Source organism: Sulfitobacter rhodophyticola (assembly GCF_041281685.2).
Taxonomy (GTDB): domain Bacteria; phylum Pseudomonadota; class Alphaproteobacteria; order Rhodobacterales; family Rhodobacteraceae; genus Sulfitobacter.
On sequence record NZ_CP166251.2, the window covers coordinates 2,718,877 to 2,738,184 of the forward strand.

A 19,308-nucleotide genomic window follows, 5' to 3' on the forward strand; every position below is an offset into this window, starting at 1 on the left:
GCAGCATCTTGGACACTAGGGGGCTCAAAGCGATCATCCGGTGGTTTCAGTCAGGATCATGATGCGCTGATCAGCCGCAAATGACCGCAACGCGGGACGAAACCGACCTTGGAGTTTCGGTCTTCGCTGACGCAGTATCGCTTGGCACCTGCAGCGAGCAACTCACCGCAACGCGGCGCAAAGTGTATCAACACGAAAGTCGCGGACAAATCGGAGGTCTGCATCAGATTTCTCAATGACCGTTGTCGACAGGCCTGTCAGAAGTCTCCTTATTTGCCCGGTAAGAAACATCCGGGTCTTTCCCCATCCAACCCGGTCGCTTTGCGATCGTACTTGGCGGGTCCAAGCCGTTAGCGATCATCCGACGAACCACCTGGCAGTGTTCCAGCCTGTTCCGACGCCGCTTGGCTTGCCGCTGCCGCAATCGCCGCCTTATCCTCCTCTGTCAGCTCATCGCGTTGCGCCGTATCCGGCAGCGCCACGCGCACCTCGCGGCGAGCGAAGTCGATGCCGTTCTCGGCAAAGGCTGCTGATACTCTGTTGAAAATCTCCTTGCGGATCATGAACTGTGTTCCCGGCTTGGCCGTGAACTTGCCCCGGATCACCATGCCAACATCGTCAATCTCAAGCACGCCCTGCGATTTGAAAGGCTGTAGGAAGTCATCTTGGAATTCGGGAATTTCCAGCATCTCCTGGCCGATCTTCTTGAAGATCTTTTTCACCTTGTTGGGGTCGGTGTCGAAAGGCACAGTGAATTTCAGCTTCATGATCACCCAGTCGCGGGAGTAGTTCGTCAGTTTTGGAATTTCCCCATAAGGGATGGTGTGTACCGGCCCCTTGTGGTGGCGCAACTGCATGGAACGGATCGAGATTTTCTCTACCGTGCCCATCGTTCCATCCACTTCGACGTACTCTCCCGTGCGGAAGGCATCATCGACAAGGAAAAACACACCCGAGACAACGTCCGTCACCAACTTCTGCGCGCCAAACCCGATGGCCAGACCTGCGATCCCTGCACCAGCCAACAGAGGGGTTGTATCGACACCAATGTTGCCAAGAGCCAGCAGGCTGAAGATCACAACAATCACGATCCGCGCGGTCAAGAGCACCAACGGTAACACGGTGGACAGGCGCGATCCGCCCGCGCCACCACCGTCGCCGCCGAATTCTTCAACATCGCCGTCGCCCAAGGCGGTCTGCTCTGCTGCAAGTTTGCGATTGATCCAGAGCGATACCAGCTCCCAGACAAGATACCCGAATGCGATGGCCACCAGGAATTCCACCAGCCGCGCGGCTATGCGCGTTCCAACACCAGCGGCCGCAAGATTGGTCAGGTCAATCTGCCACGCATTGGCGATCATCAGGATGACGGCAACTGTCACTAGAACACGGCCAATGCGGATGTAGCTGCGCTTGGTCGCGTAATGCGCCTGTTCGGCGACGCGTCCTTCGCCTTGCATGGCCGGAACGACGTGACGCACGACGCCACGCACGGCTGTGTCCAGTGCCGGTGCCATGATCAAAAGGAACATCGTGATGTAATGGGGGTTGCGCTGCAGGAGCGTAAAGTTCTCCAGGCTGACAACGATATTTACGATCAGCCAGGTCACCAAAGCGATTGCCATGCAGAACCATGGGTAGGCCCGTGCGATGATCTCATCAAAACGGGTGATGTCAGGATCGCGCCCACGCATCATTCCGACAAGCGCGTGCCGGGACCTGAAAACGATGTATGCAACAAAGATATGCACCGAAGCGTTCAACCAGAACCCAAGCCGCGTTTGTCCCATGGCCACACCGTTCAAACTGTTGAACGTGATGATGAAACCAGAAAAGCAAATGAGCACAAACAGGGCAATTTGCCTGCGGTGCAACCAACGCGCCCAAAAGTTGTCCACGTTGACGATGCGCACTTCGGGCTTGTTGGGTGCCAGCATGAAACGGGAAAACGCCGCTCCGACCCGAGGGAGGAACACCAAGACCGTCAAGAAATAGCGCGCGATCTCCAGCTCACTTCCGGACAGCAAAAGCCGCGTGATCGGCACCATCACCATGACAAAGGCGACCAGACCGAGAATCTCAGTCAAGAAACGACGGAAAAGGAAGCTCAGGGTCGCTGCGAGACTGTCCGCTTGCGTCTCATGACGGCCCGTTTGCCAGCCTTGGGTCAACCGGTTGATGAGCCGCTCAACGACCAAACCCGCTGCGATGGCAAGCGCCATGACGCCGAAAAGCCTGAACAACCCGTCACGTCCCAACTTGTCTGCGAAGGTGCCAAAGCTCTCCACCTGACTGGAAAACAGGACTGGCAGCCTTTGGACCGCAACAGCCACTGGCGTATACATCCCCTGCACCAGCGCACCAAGAGCTTCGCCAAGCGATGGCTCTCCGCTGGAAACGCCTTGGGCGGCGGCAACGCTTTCCAACCGTTGCAAAAGCAGGTCGCGCACCTCCCCATCAGACAAGCGCGCCACAAGCCCGCGTACTGCATCGGGTGTCAGCGGATGTGGGAGAACAACGTCGCTTTCAGCAGTGTCAGATGACGTCATCGGAAGGGTTTGTGCGGCCCCGAAAGAAGCGAAAACAAATGTAGAAAAAAGCATACACAACAGAGCGGCTGCCGTCATGTGTGCGTGGCGTATGAGTGTGGTCAAACCCTGTCCTCCGTGTGCCCTTTTGCGAAACAGCACATATTTGATGATAACTATACCAAAGAGTACAAAATCATCGGAGGCAGATTGAGTCAAATTATTTCTACTGAACGGTACAAAATGAAATTCTATCGACTTGAGATGTCAGACTCGCTTCGAGCGCCCCCCTCGAACATGACCAGTTGTGTATTGCGGATTGCCTTGTTCTTGAGGACTTCCAAAGGGGCTCCGGCACGGGCTTGCATGATCATGGCTGCGCCCAAGTCCTGGAATAACGCGATTGCATCGGCGCTTTTGAAACCTTGGGGTAAATTCCCCAAACCGATTTGTCCGTCGAAATATTCGGTCAAACGCGCATGGCTTTCCTTGGGCATCTTGTCAAAGATCGCTGCAACCTTCTGCAACCGATCTCTTGTAGGCAAGGCCACCGACATGATGAGACATCCGGACGGGTGGCCTTCTCCCGCGACATTCTCTGCCAAGTTCAGGAAGTAGTCCCTAATCCCTTCCTGCGGCGTGTCGGCTTGCATCAGGGCATCAAACGAGGACTTTGAGCGCGTTTGCCGGTAGCGGTTGATCGCCGCAACAAAGAGATCCTCTTTCGACCCAAACGCATTGTAGAGACTTGGCTTCGTCAAACCGGTGCGCTTTGCAAGCGTTTCCGTATCTGCCGCCTCATATCCCAACTCCCAGAAAGCATTGATCACCTCGTCCAACACAACATCGGCGTCGAACTTTCTGGGGCGGCCTCGACCGCGCGGATTTGTTTTATCTACCATTCAGTACAATAAACCTTGACTCGTCTACAGATCCAGCTTTTAGCTACCGTACAGTACAATATAGTGGATTTTTTGCAAAGTCGCATCAACTATCTCGCGGTCCATAAGGGAGGTGCCGCAGTGACAGTTCAAAGGATCAGTCGACTGCAACTCTGTTTGATGACGTTCGGTGTTATTATTGGCATCGTCGGCATTCTTCACGGTAGCGCAGAATTGCTCAAAGGCACCATGTTGGTCGAGAGCCATTCCGTCGAAGCACTGCCTGTCGACTGGCCCAACTCAGCGTTCTATACACTCACCAGAGGCAGCCCGGTGTTTTCGGTACTGACAGGTATTCCCTTTTTTGCCTTGGGCTTGTTGGCGATCAGTGTCTCAATCGCTTTGATTGTTTTTTCCTTAACTGTGATACGTTTGAACGGGCAAGGTTTGCTACTGTTCTTTCTGTTGAGCGTTGGTATCTTTTTGTTTGGGGCGGGACGTGGAACACCTGTTGCGATCAGCCTGCCTGTTCTAGTTGTTTGCGCTATATTCTTGCTTACGTCGAATAAGAAAACCCGAAATGACGCGAGTAAGAAGAAAATATTCTTTTTTTTCAACGCGTTTTACTGGTCCCACATCGCATCTTGGATTCTGTTTTTCCCCGGCTTGTTCATCCTGAGCTTCTATCAAGCGATCCCTTCCTGGCTGTTTATCTTTGCTTTCGCGAGCATGCCTATCTCGTCGCTGGGTAGCCTGATTTGTGGGCTGATGTATGACAGAGCTATCTCATAAGGATTGTTCGGAGTAATGGCCGCTTTCTCCGCCGCAATGCGCCACGAATAAGTGAGTTCCGGCAGGAACTCACCTGTCATGAGCACGCAAGGTGAGAAACCTGAATTCACAATTGGGGCTCCAAGCGCCCATCCGATGGTTTCAGTCAGGATCATGGTGCGCGGATCAGCCGCAAATGACTGTAACGCGGGACGAAGCCGTCATTCCTTGTTTTCGGCTGAATGAGGGCTTTCAAAGCAAACAGTTCTAATTCTGGTTGCGCCATCCTGATTTCCTTCTCGGCAGGCATCTATGCACCGTGCTGTACCCGTGCATTGCTCAACGACCACAGATGGAGTGTCCAGACTGAAGCATCGTCGTCGCATTTGCTAATTGGGCCTCGCAGCAGGCCAAGATTCGGGGACGCGGACAAACCGGTGTGTTGATGATTTCGACCGGTCGTGACGCCTTGTGCAAAACTGTATAATAAAAAGTAGATGTCTGGGGACGAGCGCAAATGCGAAGAGGTCATCTGATCGTTCTTCGGGCACTGTAATTGAGCCGTTGGGGAAGTTGGTTTTGGGTGGCAAGCACAGGTTGAAGATTGGCAGTGACGTCATTGGCTTTGGGAGAGGGAGCAGGCAGTTCCGGCGCATTTTGCAATTGGACCTGCCACGCCTTCGCGTTTTCGATCACGATACAGCGCTTGGTTTTCTCACCGACTCCATGATGCTGGAGCCGGAACAAGTGATGGCTCCGCGCAATCTGTCGGGCCGGAAGCTGGCTGAAACCGAAACCCAATTTGTCGAAATATTCTGCGCGCTAGCCAAGCAGTTACTTATCGACGCGGGTCTACCGGCCTTTGATCGTGAAATGATTCTTGCTCTTCCTGCGCGTGCCGCGACCAAGAACCGAAGTGCCCAACTGGCAGTGCCGGTTGTCGACAACGTGACAGCAGGCGTTTATCTGCTGGCTTACGAGGCTGCTTTCAACTTGACGCTGGAGTTCGCGAAACCTTCGCCGAAGCTCGAAAAGATCAAGCAGCAGGCAGAGATGCTCGAAAAATCCGTGATCGAGCCAATCAGACGAGCTTGCCGTAGCGGACCGAACTGCATCCACTTGTTGAAAGCTGCTTTTCAACAAGGCGTTCCGATCATGCATCTGGGTGAATCGGTTTACCAGCTGGGTACCGGATCGATGGCGGTCCTGGTCGAGAGGAGCCTGACGCAAGGAGATTCGACAATCGGGGTTCGCAACGCCAAGGATAAATGGAACACCCTGAGGTGGCTGCGTCAGAATGGCGTGCCGACGCCGACTTCGTTTCGGGTGATCAGTTTTGAAAAGGCACGCGATGCGGCTGGACAGATCAATTACCCGGTGGTCGTCAAACCAAGCGATCGTGATCGTAGTCTGGGTGTAACGGTCGATATCGAGAATGATGAGCAGTTGCGGACTGCATTCGATGCAGCACAGAAGTGGTCGAGGGGGGTTCTAGTCGAAGAACGCGTGCCGGGGCATTGCCATCGCTTGGTGACGTTTCGCAACCGGTTCGTCTTTGCTTTCACCCGGCATCCAAAGGCGGTGGTGGGGGACGGGGAACGCACTGTCGCACAACTGATCGAAAAGGCACAAACTGCGCGGGCGAAGAAAGTCGCATACAAGGCCGAAAAGGCTTTTCCGCTGGACAAAGAGGCTGTGGACACCCTTGCAGAGCAGGACCTGCAGCCTGAAAGTGTTCCGGCATCAGAGCAAATCGTCTGTCTTCGACGTGTCAATACGCCAGAAGACGGCGGTCACAATGAGACGATCACGGACGAAGTTCATGCCGATAACTGCCGTCTGGCCGAACGTATCTCGCGGATGTTCCGGCTCGAGAGCATGGGACTGGACCTCATCTCAAGCGACCCCACCCGGCCATGGTACGAGACCGGAGCCTGCATCACTGAAGTGAACTCTGTGCCTGAAATCGGGAGCAACAGCGCTCGGATATATATCGAGACTATGTTTAGCGAACAGCGCGGCAGTGTGCCTGTGCATTGCTACATTGGCGACGCTGCCGCGACAGAGAAAGCAGAGGCACATCGTGCGCGTCTTGAACAGGACGGTGTTTCGGCAATGCTGACATCGCACAAGCAAACGCTTGGGGCGAACGGCGAAGAGATCAGGTTCAAGAATGCGGAGAGGTTATTCGAACGTGTGGCCGCGCTCCAGAATGATACACAGAGCGAAGCTATTGTGGTCGTGATACATGACGATGAAGTGCTTTACCGCGGCAGGCCGATGTTGTGCGTCAGCACTGTTCAAAGGGTGAACGATTCGCTGAGATCGTCGTTGGATCGCGAACAATTCTTGCAGGTTGACCGTATTGATGCACTGATCAAGGCATTGGAGGACGGCATTCCTATGCCATCAGAGGCAAAGCCAGGTTTTAGTTGATCGGTTTTTACGATGAGTCTAAGCTTAAGATCTTCAATTTTGATGGGGGTTATATTATGAAAAATTCTGTTCTGGCGCCTTATGGTGCACTTAAGTTTCTGCCACTCGCCACTAAGGTTGGCAGCGGTGGAAAACCGGGAAAACCAAGCATTCTTGCACCTTATGGCGCTTTGAAGTTCCTGCCGATTGCGACCAAAGTCGGCGATAACGGCAAAATTGGCTGATTGCGCACTCAGCCAATGAATGAGACCAGTCAAGAAGACGTCGTCGGTGCCGCTCCTGGCACCGGCGGCTTTTTTTTACCCTCGGTCGCAGTAGCCAGGTCGGTGGACAAGAAGGTACGGGACAGGCTGAATACCAGTTTTCCATGGTTAGCAGAAAACTACACATGCCTGGACATCGACCCTGCCGTGTTGGCCAAATGGCAGGCGAGCCCGACCGATTTCGGACTATATTTTGATCTGGCTTCAGCGGTCCACCACTCACCCGAAAGCGTGAACTCAGAAGAGAATCTAGCACGGGCGCAACGCTTGGCCGACAGCGTGAAACGTACTTCAGCTGATGTGAAACCTGCCGAGCGCCTGACCATCAGGACGCTCGGGCCCGGTCACTACGATGCCGTGGAAGTTGACTGTCTGCTTAGGTGGTTCGATCTGGAGCCAGAAAACAGCATGGCGTTGCTCCCGCTCGATGACGGGGAATTTGACGTTGCCTGCGCCGTTTTGCAACGGGCGCTGTCATTTCTAGAGGAGGCCGTTCCCGTTTTCTACGGCGAGCTTACTGCCCTGACCTCCGAGCTCGTATTTGCGAAACCAGGGCCGGATGCCAAGCTTAGTTTTGGGGGAGCTTCCTCTTTCGCCCTCTGGGGAGCTATGGCGCTAAATGCAAAGGCACATGCCGATTGGTGGGAGTACCTGCCGCGCCTCATCCATGAGTATTCGCACAACCTTCTGTTCGGATTGGCTGCCGATAGCCAGCTTGTGACGAATGACACGTCAGAGAGATATCGGTCACCCCTGCGAGACGCCCTGCGCCCGATCGATGGCATCTATCACGCCTGCTATGTCTCTGCCCGGGAAGCGGTTGCCATGGAGGAGATATTGGCAGCTTTACCTAGAATGGATTTGGGTAAGCAGTCCAAAACAGTCGAAAACTACTGCAGATCCATCAGGCAGAATTCTACGGAGGCGCATCAAGATTGCCGAGCGGTTCTGGATGAGCATGCGCGTCTATCCGACTTGGGAAAGAGAGTGCTTGATGACACGGCTGCGGCGATGTTGCCTCGCTAAGCACTAGGATGGCAGACATTCGTCGAGACCGCAACGAATTCACACTTTCCACCCTTTTTGACCGATGCTGCATTGAGAATTGAAGTCTGCGTTGGACCCAAAGCAGACATTGCGCTTCGAGCCTCGCTATCGCTAACGTGCTGCATTCACTGCAATGGGCTGGCCAGACCGATCCCTTTTTCTATTTCTGCGGTGCTGCGTTGAAGGCGCGCCTCAACTCTCGCTCAGCGCCACCTTCATCCCAGTCACCTGATAGATCACCTCGCCATCCGCCTCCACGATCCCGTCGGCGACGCCCATGGTCAGTCGCCGCGTCTGGATGGCCTTGGTGAAATCGATCTTGTAGGTCAGCATCTTGCGGTCCGGGCGCACCATGCCGGTCAGCTTGACCTCTCCCACACCCAGGGCATAGCCGCGCCCCAGCCAGCCGCGCCAGCCGAGGTTGAAACCGGTCAGTTGCCACAGACCATCCAGCCCCAGACAGCCGGGCATGATCGGGTTGCCGGGAAAGTGACATTCGAAGAACCACAGATCCGGCGTGATATCGAATTCGGCGGTGATATGGCCCTTGCCGTGCGCGCCGCCATCGGCGGATACATCCGTGATCCGGTCCATCATCAGCATCGGCGGGGCAGGCAGTTGTGCGTTGCCTTCGCCGAACAGCTTGCCTTCGGCGCATTGCAGCAGGGCGTCCTTGTCGAAAAAGGTGGGGTAATCAGCCATCGGTTGCTCCTGCGTGGTCTTTTGTGTGTCGCGCGGGTCTAGCACCGGGTTTGGGCAGGCCGCAAGGGTGGCGCGCCTGACGGGTGGCCTTGCCGCGTCACGGTACGCAGTATTTGCGAATAGCAATTGAAAATCAGTCGCAATCTAACATATATATGGAAGGAACGATGACGGAGCGTCCGATGAGCGAGACCCAGGCACTGAACATAGCCCAGGAACGCGGCACAGCATGGCTGGAGACCGGCGGCGTGCGCGCGACCCGTCAGCGTGTGACGCTGGCAAGCCTTCTTGTGGGCGATGGTCAGAACCGCCATGTCACCGCCGAAAGCCTGTTTGAGGCCGCCAAGGGGCAGGGCGATGCGGTATCGCTGGCCACGGTCTACAACACCCTGCGCGCCTTTTGCGATGCGGGCCTGCTGCAGGAAGTGACGGTCGATGGCTCCAAAAGCTATTTCGACACCAATACCCACGATCACCCGCATTTCTTCTGGGAAGATGACGGTCGGCTGACCGACGCCCCTTCAGAAGACCTGGTCATCACAAAACTGCCCAACGCACCCGACGGGGCGGAGATTGCTTCGGTGGATGTTGTCATCCGCCTGCGCGTCAAAAGCTGACACTCCATGCATCCGCTGATCACGCAAGACCACGTTGACGGCTATCAGCGTGACGGTGTCGTGCTGATCAAAGGTCTGTTTGCCGATCAGGTGGATACCCTGCGCGCAGGGGTGGCACGCAACATGGACACGCCCGGCCCCTATGCTTCCAACAATAACAAGGCGGGGGAAACGGGGCGTTTCTTTGACGACTATTGCAACTGGCAAAGCATCCCGGAATTTGAAGAGGTGATCAAGACCTCCGCCGCCGCCGACGTGGCGGGCGACCTGATGCAAAGCACCCGCGTGCAGCTTTTCCACGATCACGTGCTGGTCAAGGAACCAGGAACGTCGATGGCGACGCCATGGCATCAGGACGGGCCGTATTACTTCGTCGAGGGTCAGCAGACGGTCAGTTTCTGGTCGCCGCTTGATCCGGTGACCGACGCGACGCTGCGCTGCGTTGCCGGTTCGCACCAATGGGAAAAACCCGTCCTGCCGACGCGCTGGGCCAAGGGGGATGCGTTCTTTGATCCCGCGCCCTATCGTCCGGTACCGGACCCGGACGCCGAAGGCATGGACATTCGCGAATGGCAGATGGCACCGGGGGACGCGGTTGCGTTCAACTTCCTGACCCTGCACGGCGCGCGCGGAAACACCTCTGCCGCCCGCCGCCGGGCCTTTTCGCTGCGGCTGGTGGGGGATGACGCGCGATATGTCGAACGCCCCGGTCCCACGTCCCCGCCGTTTCCGGGACATGACATGGCAGCCGGGCAGCGCCTGCGGGAAGACTGGTTTCCGGTGCTGCGCGCTTGACCCTGCCCAGGGGATAATCGTCTATCCAAAACGGATCTTCGGGGCGACACTTTGGCCGCTTCGTGATAAGCAGAACGTCGAAATGAACCGCCAGCATTGCTGTGAAAAATCGGGGGACACGTGATGGGAATCAGAACGACAGATGGCCGGGGCCGGACTTACGACACCATCCTCGATACGATCGGTGACACGCCAACAGTGCGCATCAACAAGATCGCGCCCGAACATGTCGAGGTCTACGTCAAGTTCGAAGCCTTCAATCCGGGCGGGTCGGTCAAGGACCGACTGGCCGTGAACATCATCGAAGCGGCTGAACGCGACGGACGCCTGAAGCCCGGACAAACCGTGGTTGAGGCGACCTCCGGCAATACCGGCATCGGCCTTGCGATGGTCTGTGCGGCAAAGGGATATCCGCTGGTCGTGACCATGGCGGACAGTTTTTCCATCGAACGGCGCAAGCTGATGCGGTTCTTCGGCGCCAAGGTCGTACTGACCCCGCGCGCGCTGAAGGGGTTCGGGATGTACAACAAGGCCAAGGAACTGGCCGAGGAAAACGGCTGGTTTCTGGCCAGTCAATTCGAGACACCGGATAACGCGGACATACATGAAAACACCACCGCGCGCGAAATTCTGGCGGATTTCGAAGGGGAACGGCTGGATTACTGGGTGACCGGCTATGGCACGGGTGGCACCGTCTCCGGCGTCGGGCGCGTCCTGCGCGACAGCAGGCCAGACACCAAGATCATCCTGACAGAACCCGCCAACGCAGCCATCCTCGCCTCCGGCTACGTCAACACCAGAAACGACGCCCACCAGCCGACCGAAAGCCACCCCGAATTCGAACCGCACCCCATTCAGGGTTGGACCCCGGACTTCATCCCTTACGTCCTGCAGGAGGCGATGGACGGGGATTACTACGATGAACTGTTGCCGGTGGCGGGTGCGGACGGCATTTCGTGGTCGCGGCGTCTGGCGGCGGAAGAGGGGATATTCACCGGCATTTCCGGCGGCTCCACCTTCGCAATCGCGATGCAGATGGCACAGGATGCCCCGAAGGGATCGGTCTTCCTTGTCATGCTGCCCGACACCGGGGAGCGGTATCTTTCCACCCCCCTGTTCGACGGCATCGCCGAGGAGATGACGGAGGAAGAATCCGCAATCTCCCTGTCCACCCCCAGCGCGCAGATCGAGACGGAGTAGCGGCGGCTCGCGGGTGGGTCTTCAGGCCCGCGTCAAAACCATTGCCCCGGTTCCATCAGGCCAAGATCAAGCAACTGCCGCGAATGCCACTCGAACGGGGCCGAATTGTGCCATTTGAACGTGTGGATTTCGTAGCGGCTGCCCGGATTGGCTTTCAGCGCCTTGGCTGTGCGGAAAGAACAGATGGCTGCCGTGATGTTGTGATGCCACGGACAGGCGAAGGTGTTGTATTCCTCGTCAGTGAACGTGTGATCATCCCGCAGCCGCAGCCCCTTTTTCGCGCGAAACAGCGGTATGCGGTCGATCTTGCGCCGGGCGGGCGGAACATGTTCCTCAAACCGCCAGCGCAGACCGCCGAAAAAGTCCAGTTGCCGTTCCTTCGGCTCCCCGCCCTTGGCAGGGTCCGCCCGCGCCAGCGCGTAATAGCCTGAACGGTCCATATGCGCATGATCAAGCGATACCGCATCGGGAAAGGCCTCCAGATCATCGGCGTAAAGGTCGATCACGTAAGCCAGCATCGCGTGCCGCCGTTCCTCGGTGTGGAAGGCCAGCATTTCCTTGATGTTGCGCGTCTCGGAGAACGGAAAGAACAGGTATTCGGCGTTGAAGCAATAATAGACCCATTGGCCCGGCACCGCGTCGTTCACGGCGTTGACCGCCCGTTCCATCGCGTGATCGGCATAGATGTCGTAGTTCACCCGCAGCACCGTTTCCGCCAGATCCGCAGGCAACGCGAATTCTGGCGGCATCAGGGCCACGACGCTGTCGAAACCGATCTGCTGGTGGTGGCGCAGGGTGGTGGCCACTTCGACGTCGTCCTCGACCAGCACCAGCGCCACCGGCCCCGCGGCCAGCACGTCCTTTTCCGCGGAGATCATCGCGGCGAGGGAAGAATAGGTCATGTCTGCTCTCATGCTCGTTTTGTGGCACAGAATCGGTTAATTCCACCCGCATTGCAAGCATTGCGGTGTGCTGGTAGACCGCGCGCAATTCCGATCGAAGACTGAACCCTCGAAGGTGCTGCCATGTCTGCTCCGAAAAAGCTGTTTATCAAGACCTACGGCTGCCAGATGAACGTCTATGACAGCGAACGCATGGCCGAAGCGCTGGGCGGGCAGGGGTATGTCGAGACCGATCAGGCGGCGGAAGCGGACATGATCCTTCTGAACACCTGCCACATCCGTGAAAAGGCCGCCGAAAAGGTCTATTCCGAACTGGGCCGCCTGAAGAAGCTGAAGGTAGACAAGCCAGACCTCAAGATCGGCGTCGCAGGCTGTGTGGCCCAGGCCGAAGGGGAAGAGATCATGCGGCGGCAACCGGCCGTAGATCTGGTGGTCGGGCCGCAAAGCTACCACCGTCTGCCCGCAATGGAAGAACGGCTCGCCCAAGGTCAATCCGCCCTCGACACCGACTTTCCCGAAGAGGACAAGTTTGAACAGCTCAAATCCCGCCCCAAGGCGCGCCGCGCGCCTGCGGCTTTCCTGACCGTGCAGGAAGGCTGCGACAAGTTCTGCGCCTTCTGCGTAGTCCCCTACACCCGTGGTGCCGAAGTCAGCCGTCCCGCCGAACAGGTCATCCGCGAAGCACAGGGCCTGGTCGAACGCGGCGTGCGCGAAGTCACGCTTCTGGGCCAGAACGTCAACGCCTACCACGGCGGCATGGGGCTGGCCGCACTCATCCGCAAGCTGGCGAAGGTCGACGGGCTGGAGCGCATCCGTTACACGACCTCCCACCCCAATGACATGGAAGACGACCTGATCGCCGCCCATGGTGACGTGCCCGAACTGATGCCCTACCTGCATCTGCCGGTGCAGTCGGGCAGTGACCGCATCCTCAAGCGCATGAACCGCAAGCACACGGCTGAAAGCTACCTCAAGCTGCTGGAACGCTTCCGCGACGCGCGCCCCGATATCGTGCTGTCTGGCGATTTCATCGTCGGCTTCCCCGAAGAAACCGACGCGGACTTTGAGGCTACCATGCAGTTGGTCGAAGAGGTCAGATACGGCTACGCCTATTCCTTCAAATACTCCGCCCGCCCCGGCACCCCCGCGGCGGAACGCGCGACTGTGGATCCGGAGGTGGCCGACGCCCGCCTGCAGCGCCTGCAGACGCTCATCACCCGCGACCAGCGCGCGGTGCAGGACGCCATGGTCGGGCGCGAGGTATCCGTTCTTGTCGAACGCACAGGTCGCGAGGCCGGACAGGTCGTGGGCAAATCAGATCACCTCCATTCGGTGCATATCGAAAACGCCCGCGCCCGCATCGGCGACATCGCGCGTGTGAGAATCGTTGCGTCCAAATCCAACTCTCTGGCCGCGGTAGAGGTCTGATCCCGGACAATATGCGCCCCCACGTGCCACAGCTACTGGGGATAAGCCCGCGCTTATCCACAAAATCACGCGTTTCCATGCTAAATGTAGTGTTCTTGCTTCACAGGCCCCGAAATCTTCCGTAACGTTCGCGCATTGGGGGGCGTCTTCTGACCGTGTCCGAACCGCCTCTACTGGGGAACGATAAAAGGGAAAGAAGCAGTGAGAATGAAACTCTCCAAAGCTGTCCGCGCCCTGGCTGGCATCTCGCTTGTCGCGGCACTGGCACTACAGGCACCAATGGCAGACGCGCAGACACCTTCGCAGGTGGGTCGCGACAAGGGCATTTACCTGCCAACCATCTGGGTGGACCCGGATGGCTGCGAACACTGGGTCATGGATGACGGCGCCGAAGGATATATGACGCCACACACCAACCGTCAGGGCATTCCGGTCTGCCGCCGGGGCAATGTCTGCGGCGTGATGAAGTCGGACCAGTTCTTTGCCACCGACAGCTACCGCATCCACAAGCAGGGCCGCGCGCGCCTGACCGAATTCTTCAAGACCACGGGCGCTGTGTCCTACATCATCACCGGCCACACCGACAGCCGTGCCTCTGACGCCTACAACATGCGCCTGAGCTTCAACCGCGCCAGCGCGGTGGCCAAGGTTGCCCATGGCGCAGGGGCCAAGATCGCGGACGTGCGCGGTTACGGCGAACGCCTGCCAGCGGCTGCCAACAATACCGCGCAAGGCATGGCAAAGAACCGCCGCGTCGAAATCATCTGCATCCGCTAGGAGGACATATCGTGATGAAAACCAAAATTCTGCTGATCACGGCCTGTGCCTTTGGCCTGAGCGCCTGTGCCGACTACGAAGGCGGTCTGGGCCGCGGTTATCCGTCTGACAAGACCGTGGACCGCGGTTTCGACAAAAAGCACCTCAGCCAGCTTCAGGCGGGTATCTGGGTGGATCCAAACGGCTGTGATCACTGGATCATCGACGATGGCGTCGAAGGCTATCTGTCTGCCCGCCTTGACAAATACGGCAAGCCGGTCTGCTCCGGCGTCGCCCCGCCCAACCAGACCGTCGGGGATTTCAAGGGTGGCTCCACGGTCAGGGACCCCAACTGATCTTGGCGATCTCCCGCACAGACGAAGGGCCGGCGTGTTGCACATGCCGGCCTTTTGCGTATCAAGACCCCCGAACGGGGCTGGCCGACTCAGGCCGCACTCCATAGTTGTATACCTTTCACCAAGAAGGACACCGCCTTGCCCGCAGACACCGCCCTGACCGGCACCCCCGTGCCCCCGAAGGTTCTGGAATATCCCGACAACCGCCTGCTGATCGACCTCTGCGGCGCCTATGACGCGCATCTGGCGGCGATTGAGAAGGCGCTTGAGGTTCAGATCGTGCGCCGGGGCAACCAGCTTTCGGTGATGGCGGATGACGAAGCGGCACAGGCGCAGGCCGAAGCGGTGCTCAACACCCTCTATACCCGGCTGGAAGGCGGCCGGTCGGTGGAACCTGCAGATGTGGACAGCCTCTTGCGCATGGGCACCTCCGGTGACGACACCGGCAGCCGCGCAGGCGACCAGATGGAAATGGCCATCGCTGGCGGTGTCGAAATCCAGACCCGCAAGAAACGGGTGGAGCCGCGCACGGCCGCGCAAAAGGCCTATGTGCAGTCGCTGTTCGACAATGAACTGGCCTTCGGCATCGGCCCTGCGGGCACCGGCAAGACCTATCTTGCCGTCGCTGTCGGCGTGTCGATGTTCATCAGCGGCCATGTGGACAAGATCATCCTCTCCCGCCCTGCGGTGGAGGCGGGTGAAAAGCTCGGCTATCTGCCCGGTGACATGAAGGACAAGGTCGATCCCTACATGCAGCCGCTTTACGATGCGCTGAACGACTTCCTGCCCGGCAAGCAACTGGCCAAGCTGCTGGAAGACAAACGCATCGAAATTGCGCCCCTGGCGTTCATGCGGGGCCGCACGCTGTCGAATGCTTTCGTGGTGCTGGACGAGGCGCAGAATGCCACGTCGATGCAGATGAAGATGTTCCTGACCCGTCTGGGCGAAGGATCGCGCATGGTGATCACCGGCGACCGCACCCAGGTCGACCTGCCGCGCGGCACCCAATCGGGGCTGGCGGATGCCGAACGGCTGCTGAAAACGATACCGAAGATCAGCTTCAACTACTTCACCTCCAAGGACGTGGTGCGCCACCCGCTGGTTGCCGCCATCATCGAAGCCTATGAGGCGGAGGCGGAGCATCGCGGATGAGCTGGTGGACGCGTATTTTCGGTGGTCAACCCGCACAGCAGTCAAAGCGGGAACCGCCGCAATTGCCGTCACTTCCTAGGGATGCGGCAGCCTATGCAGGTATGCTCGATACTGCGTTCAGCGCCGCCACCGACGCGGCGGTGCGCAAGATCAGCGCAGCTTGCGCCGATTTGCCCCAAAAAGCGACGGGCCTCGACATCGGAGTGCACGTGGATCAGGACGGGGAGGGGTATGTCAACGTCATGCTGCACGTGAACGGCCCTGACCCCTACGTCCTTGAAAAGGCGATTGCGCCGCACCGCGAGATTTTCAAAAGCACCCATCAACCGCCCCACGGCCTGCCGCTTTTTGATCCGCATGACGTGAATATTGACGTCTATGAGGCGATTGCGGCAGGGGTGGAGCGTTGGATTACCGCGCTCTGGCCGCAGATCAGCGGCCCTGCGGTGCCCGTCTGCGTTTTTTTGGCCGATGACTTTAGCGACCGCCCCCCACTGCTGGTGCAGGGCGGTCGCGGCACATGATGCTTGAGGTGGTGGTCGAGGACGACCGCTGGAACACGCTGGGGATTGAGCCGCTGGCCACGCGGGCGATGCAGGTGGCACTTGCGCATCTGGACGTCGACGCGGCCCAGGCGGAGGTGACAATGCTGGCTTGCGATGACGCGCGCATCGCAACCCTCAACGCTGATTTTCGGGGTAAACCCACCGCCACCAACGTCCTCAGCTGGCCCGCGAAAGAGCGTGGTGCCACAACCCCCGGCGGTGCGCCGCAACCGCCCAACCCCGACCCCGACGGCACAATCCCGCTGGGCGATCTTGCGCTGGCCTACCAGACCTGCGCCCGCGAAGCAGAAGACGCGGGCATCCCGATGACCCAGCACACCACCCACCTGATCGTGCACGGGCTCCTGCATCTGCTGGGCTATGACCATGAAACCGACGCCGATGCGGCGCTCATGGAAGGGCTTGAGGTCGAAATACTTGGCAAAATGGGTTTGGATGACCCATATAGGACATCACGGGCACATTGACTGCCCCTCAACAAGCACAGGACCCAATGGGCGACACGGACGATTCTTCTGACGCAGCGCGGGGCGCGCAAGCGGATCAGACACATCAGGACACCGAAGAAGCGGGCGACAGTCCTGTATCGCAGGGCGGCTTCTTTTCCCGGGTGATCGGGGCGCTCAGCCCCTCGGACACTGCAAATGAGAACGAATTCACGCCGGCCCCGGTGGACCGTTTGAACAGCCGCGGCATGGCCAACCTGCGCCGGATGCGGGTGGATGACGTCAGCATTCCGAAAGCCGATATCATCGCCGTGTCGCTGGGCACCGACATGGACGAACTGGTTGCCGTCTTCAAGGACAGCGGCCTGACGCGCCTGCCGGTCTATGACGGCACGCTGGACACGCCGGTGGGCATGGCGCACCTCAAGGATCTGGCGCTGCAATACGGGTTCAACGGCAAGCCGAAGGATTTCGACCTCAAGCAACTCATTCGCCCGCTTCTGTTCGTGCCCCCCTCCATGAGCATCGGCGTGCTGTTGACCAAAATGCAGGCGGAACGCCGTCACATGGCGCTGGTGATCGACGAATACGGCGGAGTGGACGGGCTGGTCACCATCGAGGACCTGATCGAACAGGTGATCGGAGAGATCGAGGACGAACACGACGTCGACGAAGGCACCTACTGGACGCAGGAGAAACCCGGCACCTATCTGGCGCTTGCCAAGACCCCGCTGGAAGATTTTGAGGCGGAGATCGGCCATTCCCTGACCGACCATGACGACGTGGACGAGGAAGAGATCGACACGCTGGGCGGTCTGGTCTTCATGCTGTCGGGCCGGGTGCCTGCGCGGGGCGAAGTGGTGCTGCACCCCGATGGACCGGAGTTCGAGGTGATCGATGCCGATCCGCGCCGGATCAAGCGGTTGCGGGTGCGCACCATCGGGGCGCAGGGATGATCAGCCGCCTGCGCGGCTGGCAGCTGTGCGCGGTATCGGCCCTCGTGGGGGGATTGGGTGCCTTCGGACAGGCCCCCTATGACTGGCCCGCGCTGATGCTGGCCGCAATGGTCGTCGCCGCGTTCCTGTTCAACGAAGCCCCCACACCCCGCCGCGCCGCCCTTGCGGGTTTCGGCTTTGGCCTTGGTTATTTCCTGCATGCGCTGCAATGGATCGTGTCCCCCTTCATGGTCGATGTGGCGCGCCATGGCTGGATGGCGCCCTTTGCGCTGGTGTTCATGGCGGCAGGGATGGCGTTGTTCTGGGGGCTGGCGTTCTGGGCTGCGCGTTGGTTGTCACCTGTTCGGGGCTGGCCGCTTGTCCCATGCTGGGCAGGGGTGGAAGTGCTCCGTGCCTACATCTTCACCGGGTTTCCATGGGCCAGCCCCGCGCAAGCGACGGTGGATGTGCTGGCCGGGCAGGGTTTGGCGTGGGTCGGGCCGCATGGGGTGAACCTTTTGGTGGTCGCCGCCGCAGTGGCAATTGGCGTCCCCGCAAGGTGGGCCTGGATGCGGCGGTTCGGGCAAGGAATACTTGCCTTCCCGCTGGCGGCGTTGATGGTGCTGGGGATTTTCCAACCCGAAGCGGCGCTGACGGACTACACCGTTCGGCTGATCCAACCCAACGCCGCACAGCGCGACAAATGGGATCCTGACATGATCCCGATCTTCTTCCAGCGCCAGCTTGAATTCACCGCAGCCCCTCCCGCCGAAGGGCAACCCACGCCCGATCTGGTGATCTGGCCGGAAAGCGCGATCCCCTGGTCGCTGCACCATGCGCAGGGCGCGCTGGATGAAATTGCGGCGGCGGGCGGGACATCTCAGGTCGCGCTTGGCGCGCGGCGGGTGGAAGGGTCGCGGATCTTTAACGCGATGGTGGCGCTGGGACCGAAGGGGGCCATTGCGCAGAGGTATGACAAGCACCACCTGGTGCCGTTCGGTGAATACATTCCCTTCGGGGATCAACTGGGCCAGTTCGGTATCCGGGGCCTCGCCGCGCGCGACGGCAACGGGTATTCCGCAGGTCCCGGTGCCGCACTGATGGATTTCGGTGCGCTGGGCCGCGCGCTGCCGCTCATTTGTTACGAGGCGGTCTTTGCCCATGACGTGAACGCCGCGCCGGAGCGCCCTGATTTCCTGATCCAGATCACCAATGACGCGTGGTTCGGCAAGGCTGCGGGCCCGCGCCAGCATCTGGCGCAGGCGCGCATGCGGGCGATTGAACAGGGGCTGCCGCTGGCGCGCGCGGCCAACACCGGGATTTCCGCGATGGTCGACCCTTACGGTCGGGTGTTGCAGGCACTGCCGCTCAATGCGGCGGGTTTTGTCGATGCGCCTTTGCCAGCCCCGTTGCGCCCCACGCTCTACGCCCGGACGGGTGATCTGCCGGTCATTGCGGTGACGCTCCTTGCGCTGTTCATCGCGGCGGGCGCACGGTGGCGACGCGTTTAGTCGTTGACCTGAGGAA

The 19,308-nt window shown here is 59.1% G+C and carries 20 protein-coding genes; 15 read left to right on the forward strand and 5 right to left on the reverse strand.

The features are described from left to right. Positions 1–350: 350 nt before the first annotated feature. Entirely contained in the window at positions 351–2,549 is a 2,199-nt protein-coding gene (locus AB4X18_RS14335; RefSeq protein ID WP_370400729.1) for a mechanosensitive ion channel family protein, read from the reverse strand. A gap of 230 nt (positions 2,550–2,779) precedes the next feature. Continuing rightward, positions 2,780–3,430, reverse strand: coding sequence for a TetR/AcrR family transcriptional regulator (locus tag AB4X18_RS14340; RefSeq protein ID WP_370400730.1), 651 nt, complete (start codon positions 3,428–3,430; stop codon positions 2,780–2,782). A 63-nt stretch (positions 3,431–3,493) separates the two neighbouring features. Here AB4X18_RS14340 and AB4X18_RS14345 point away from each other — a divergent pair, with 63 nt between their 5' ends. Then, positions 3,494–4,201 carry a hypothetical protein gene (locus tag AB4X18_RS14345; protein WP_432816736.1) on the forward strand — a complete coding sequence of 236 codons (708 nt, stop codon included), beginning with the start codon at positions 3,494–3,496 and terminating at the stop codon, positions 4,199–4,201. Positions 4,202–4,352: 151 nt separating this feature from the next. Here AB4X18_RS14345 and AB4X18_RS14350 read toward each other — a convergent pair whose 3' ends face one another. Beyond that, a complete protein-coding gene (locus tag AB4X18_RS14350) occupies positions 4,353–4,490 on the reverse strand; it encodes a hypothetical protein (protein WP_370400733.1) in 138 nt (45 codons plus the stop codon). A 269-nt stretch (positions 4,491–4,759) separates the two neighbouring features. On the opposite strand from AB4X18_RS14350, the gene AB4X18_RS14355 reads away from it, so the two are divergent. Genes AB4X18_RS14355 through AB4X18_RS14365 form a run of 3 tightly spaced genes read left to right on the forward strand, consistent with a single transcriptional unit; the run spans position 4,760 to position 7,905 of the window. Then, positions 4,760–6,616 (forward strand): hypothetical protein, encoded by a 1,857-nt coding sequence (locus tag AB4X18_RS14355; protein ID WP_432816737.1) that lies wholly within the window; start codon positions 4,760–4,762, stop codon positions 6,614–6,616. Beyond that, positions 6,613–6,840, forward strand: a complete 228-nt coding sequence (locus AB4X18_RS14360) for a hypothetical protein (RefSeq protein ID WP_432816738.1) — start codon at positions 6,613–6,615, stop codon at positions 6,838–6,840. The genes AB4X18_RS14355 and AB4X18_RS14360 overlap by 4 nt, the downstream gene beginning before the upstream one ends. Before the next feature lie 15 nt (positions 6,841–6,855). Beyond that, positions 6,856–7,905: an aKG-HExxH-type peptide beta-hydroxylase gene (locus tag AB4X18_RS14365; protein ID WP_432816739.1), complete on the forward strand. Its 1,050-nt coding sequence runs from the start codon at positions 6,856–6,858 to the stop codon at positions 7,903–7,905. Positions 7,906–8,118: 213 nt separating this feature from the next. Here AB4X18_RS14365 and fabA read toward each other — a convergent pair whose 3' ends face one another. Further along, positions 8,119–8,628: a bifunctional 3-hydroxydecanoyl-ACP dehydratase/trans-2-decenoyl-ACP isomerase gene (gene fabA / locus AB4X18_RS14370; protein ID WP_370400739.1), complete on the reverse strand. Its 510-nt coding sequence runs from the start codon at positions 8,626–8,628 to the stop codon at positions 8,119–8,121. A 182-nt stretch (positions 8,629–8,810) separates the two neighbouring features. Between fabA and irrA the strand changes: the two genes are divergently transcribed. The 3 genes from irrA to cysK all read left to right on the forward strand — a co-directional run bounded on the left by irrA (position 8,811) and on the right by cysK (position 11,240). After that, positions 8,811–9,245 carry an iron response transcriptional regulator IrrA gene (gene irrA / locus AB4X18_RS14375; protein ID WP_370400740.1) on the forward strand — a complete coding sequence of 145 codons (435 nt, stop codon included), beginning with the start codon at positions 8,811–8,813 and terminating at the stop codon, positions 9,243–9,245. A gap of 6 nt (positions 9,246–9,251) precedes the next feature. Continuing rightward, positions 9,252–10,040: a phytanoyl-CoA dioxygenase family protein gene (locus AB4X18_RS14380; protein WP_370400741.1), complete on the forward strand. Its 789-nt coding sequence runs from the start codon at positions 9,252–9,254 to the stop codon at positions 10,038–10,040. Between the two features lie 123 nt (positions 10,041–10,163). Then, positions 10,164–11,240, forward strand: coding sequence for a cysteine synthase A (gene cysK, locus AB4X18_RS14385; RefSeq protein ID WP_432816740.1), 1,077 nt, complete (start codon positions 10,164–10,166; stop codon positions 11,238–11,240). Between the two features lie 32 nt (positions 11,241–11,272). On the opposite strand, the gene AB4X18_RS14390 is transcribed toward cysK, so the two are convergent. Continuing rightward, on the reverse strand, positions 11,273–12,142 hold the full coding sequence (locus tag AB4X18_RS14390) for a hypothetical protein (RefSeq protein ID WP_370400742.1): 870 nt from the start codon (positions 12,140–12,142) through the stop codon (positions 11,273–11,275). A gap of 123 nt (positions 12,143–12,265) precedes the next feature. On the opposite strand from AB4X18_RS14390, the gene miaB reads away from it, so the two are divergent. The 8 genes from miaB (at position 12,266) to lnt (ending at position 19,292) form a co-directional block, all read left to right on the forward strand. Further along, the gene (gene miaB, locus AB4X18_RS14395) at positions 12,266–13,570 is read left to right on the forward strand and encodes a tRNA (N6-isopentenyl adenosine(37)-C2)-methylthiotransferase MiaB (RefSeq protein WP_370400743.1); all 1,305 of its coding nucleotides are present in this window, start codon (positions 12,266–12,268) and stop codon (positions 13,568–13,570) included. 207 nt (positions 13,571–13,777) lie between these two features. Then, the gene (locus tag AB4X18_RS14400) at positions 13,778–14,347 is read left to right on the forward strand and encodes an OmpA family protein (protein ID WP_370400744.1); all 570 of its coding nucleotides are present in this window, start codon (positions 13,778–13,780) and stop codon (positions 14,345–14,347) included. A gap of 14 nt (positions 14,348–14,361) precedes the next feature. Continuing rightward, a complete protein-coding gene (locus AB4X18_RS14405) occupies positions 14,362–14,682 on the forward strand; it encodes a hypothetical protein (protein WP_370400745.1) in 321 nt (106 codons plus the stop codon). 138 nt (positions 14,683–14,820) lie between these two features. Beyond that, complete coding sequence (locus AB4X18_RS14410) at positions 14,821–15,834, forward strand: PhoH family protein (RefSeq protein ID WP_370400746.1); 1,014 nt, start codon at positions 14,821–14,823, stop codon at positions 15,832–15,834. Continuing rightward, on the forward strand, positions 15,831–16,358 hold the full coding sequence (locus AB4X18_RS14415; protein WP_370400747.1) for a DUF6389 family protein: 528 nt from the start codon (positions 15,831–15,833) through the stop codon (positions 16,356–16,358). The genes AB4X18_RS14410 and AB4X18_RS14415 overlap by 4 nt, the downstream gene beginning before the upstream one ends. Next, positions 16,355–16,867, forward strand: coding sequence for an rRNA maturation RNase YbeY (gene ybeY / locus AB4X18_RS14420; protein WP_370400748.1), 513 nt, complete (start codon positions 16,355–16,357; stop codon positions 16,865–16,867). Before AB4X18_RS14415 ends, ybeY begins: the two co-directional genes overlap by 4 nt. 26 nt (positions 16,868–16,893) lie before the next feature. After that, a complete protein-coding gene (locus AB4X18_RS14425; RefSeq protein WP_432816741.1) occupies positions 16,894–17,802 on the forward strand; it encodes a hemolysin family protein in 909 nt (302 codons plus the stop codon). Further along, positions 17,799–19,292 carry an apolipoprotein N-acyltransferase gene (gene lnt, locus AB4X18_RS14430; protein ID WP_370400749.1) on the forward strand — a complete coding sequence of 498 codons (1,494 nt, stop codon included), beginning with the start codon at positions 17,799–17,801 and terminating at the stop codon, positions 19,290–19,292. Before AB4X18_RS14425 ends, lnt begins: the two co-directional genes overlap by 4 nt. Positions 19,293–19,308 lie beyond the last annotated feature (16 nt).

Bases quoted from the DNA above. Each gene is read 5' to 3' on its own strand.
- AB4X18_RS14415 (WP_370400747.1), top strand. From the start codon at position 15,831: ATGAGCTGGTGGACGCGTATTTTCGGTGGTCAACCCGCACAGCAGTCA.
- cysK (WP_432816740.1), top strand. From the start codon at position 10,164: ATGGGAATCAGAACGACAGATGGCCGGGGCCGGACTTACGACACCATC.
- AB4X18_RS14340 (WP_370400730.1), bottom strand. From the start codon at position 3,430: ATGGTAGATAAAACAAATCCGCGCGGTCGAGGCCGCCCCAGAAAGTTC.
- AB4X18_RS14400 (WP_370400744.1), top strand. From the start codon at position 13,778: ATGAAACTCTCCAAAGCTGTCCGCGCCCTGGCTGGCATCTCGCTTGTC.
- AB4X18_RS14335 (WP_370400729.1), bottom strand. From the start codon at position 2,549: ATGACGTCATCTGACACTGCTGAAAGCGACGTTGTTCTCCCACATCCG.
- AB4X18_RS14425 (WP_432816741.1), top strand. From the start codon at position 16,894: ATGGGCGACACGGACGATTCTTCTGACGCAGCGCGGGGCGCGCAAGCG.
- AB4X18_RS14390 (WP_370400742.1), bottom strand. From the start codon at position 12,142: ATGACCTATTCTTCCCTCGCCGCGATGATCTCCGCGGAAAAGGACGTG.
- AB4X18_RS14365 (WP_432816739.1), top strand. From the start codon at position 6,856: ATGAATGAGACCAGTCAAGAAGACGTCGTCGGTGCCGCTCCTGGCACC.
- miaB (WP_370400743.1), top strand. From the start codon at position 12,266: ATGTCTGCTCCGAAAAAGCTGTTTATCAAGACCTACGGCTGCCAGATG.
- AB4X18_RS14350 (WP_370400733.1), bottom strand. From the start codon at position 4,490: ATGCCTGCCGAGAAGGAAATCAGGATGGCGCAACCAGAATTAGAACTG.
- lnt (WP_370400749.1), top strand. From the start codon at position 17,799: ATGATCAGCCGCCTGCGCGGCTGGCAGCTGTGCGCGGTATCGGCCCTC.
- AB4X18_RS14405 (WP_370400745.1), top strand. From the start codon at position 14,362: ATGAAAACCAAAATTCTGCTGATCACGGCCTGTGCCTTTGGCCTGAGC.
- irrA (WP_370400740.1), top strand. From the start codon at position 8,811: ATGAGCGAGACCCAGGCACTGAACATAGCCCAGGAACGCGGCACAGCA.
- AB4X18_RS14380 (WP_370400741.1), top strand. From the start codon at position 9,252: ATGCATCCGCTGATCACGCAAGACCACGTTGACGGCTATCAGCGTGAC.
- ybeY (WP_370400748.1), top strand. From the start codon at position 16,355: ATGATGCTTGAGGTGGTGGTCGAGGACGACCGCTGGAACACGCTGGGG.
- fabA (WP_370400739.1), bottom strand. From the start codon at position 8,628: ATGGCTGATTACCCCACCTTTTTCGACAAGGACGCCCTGCTGCAATGC.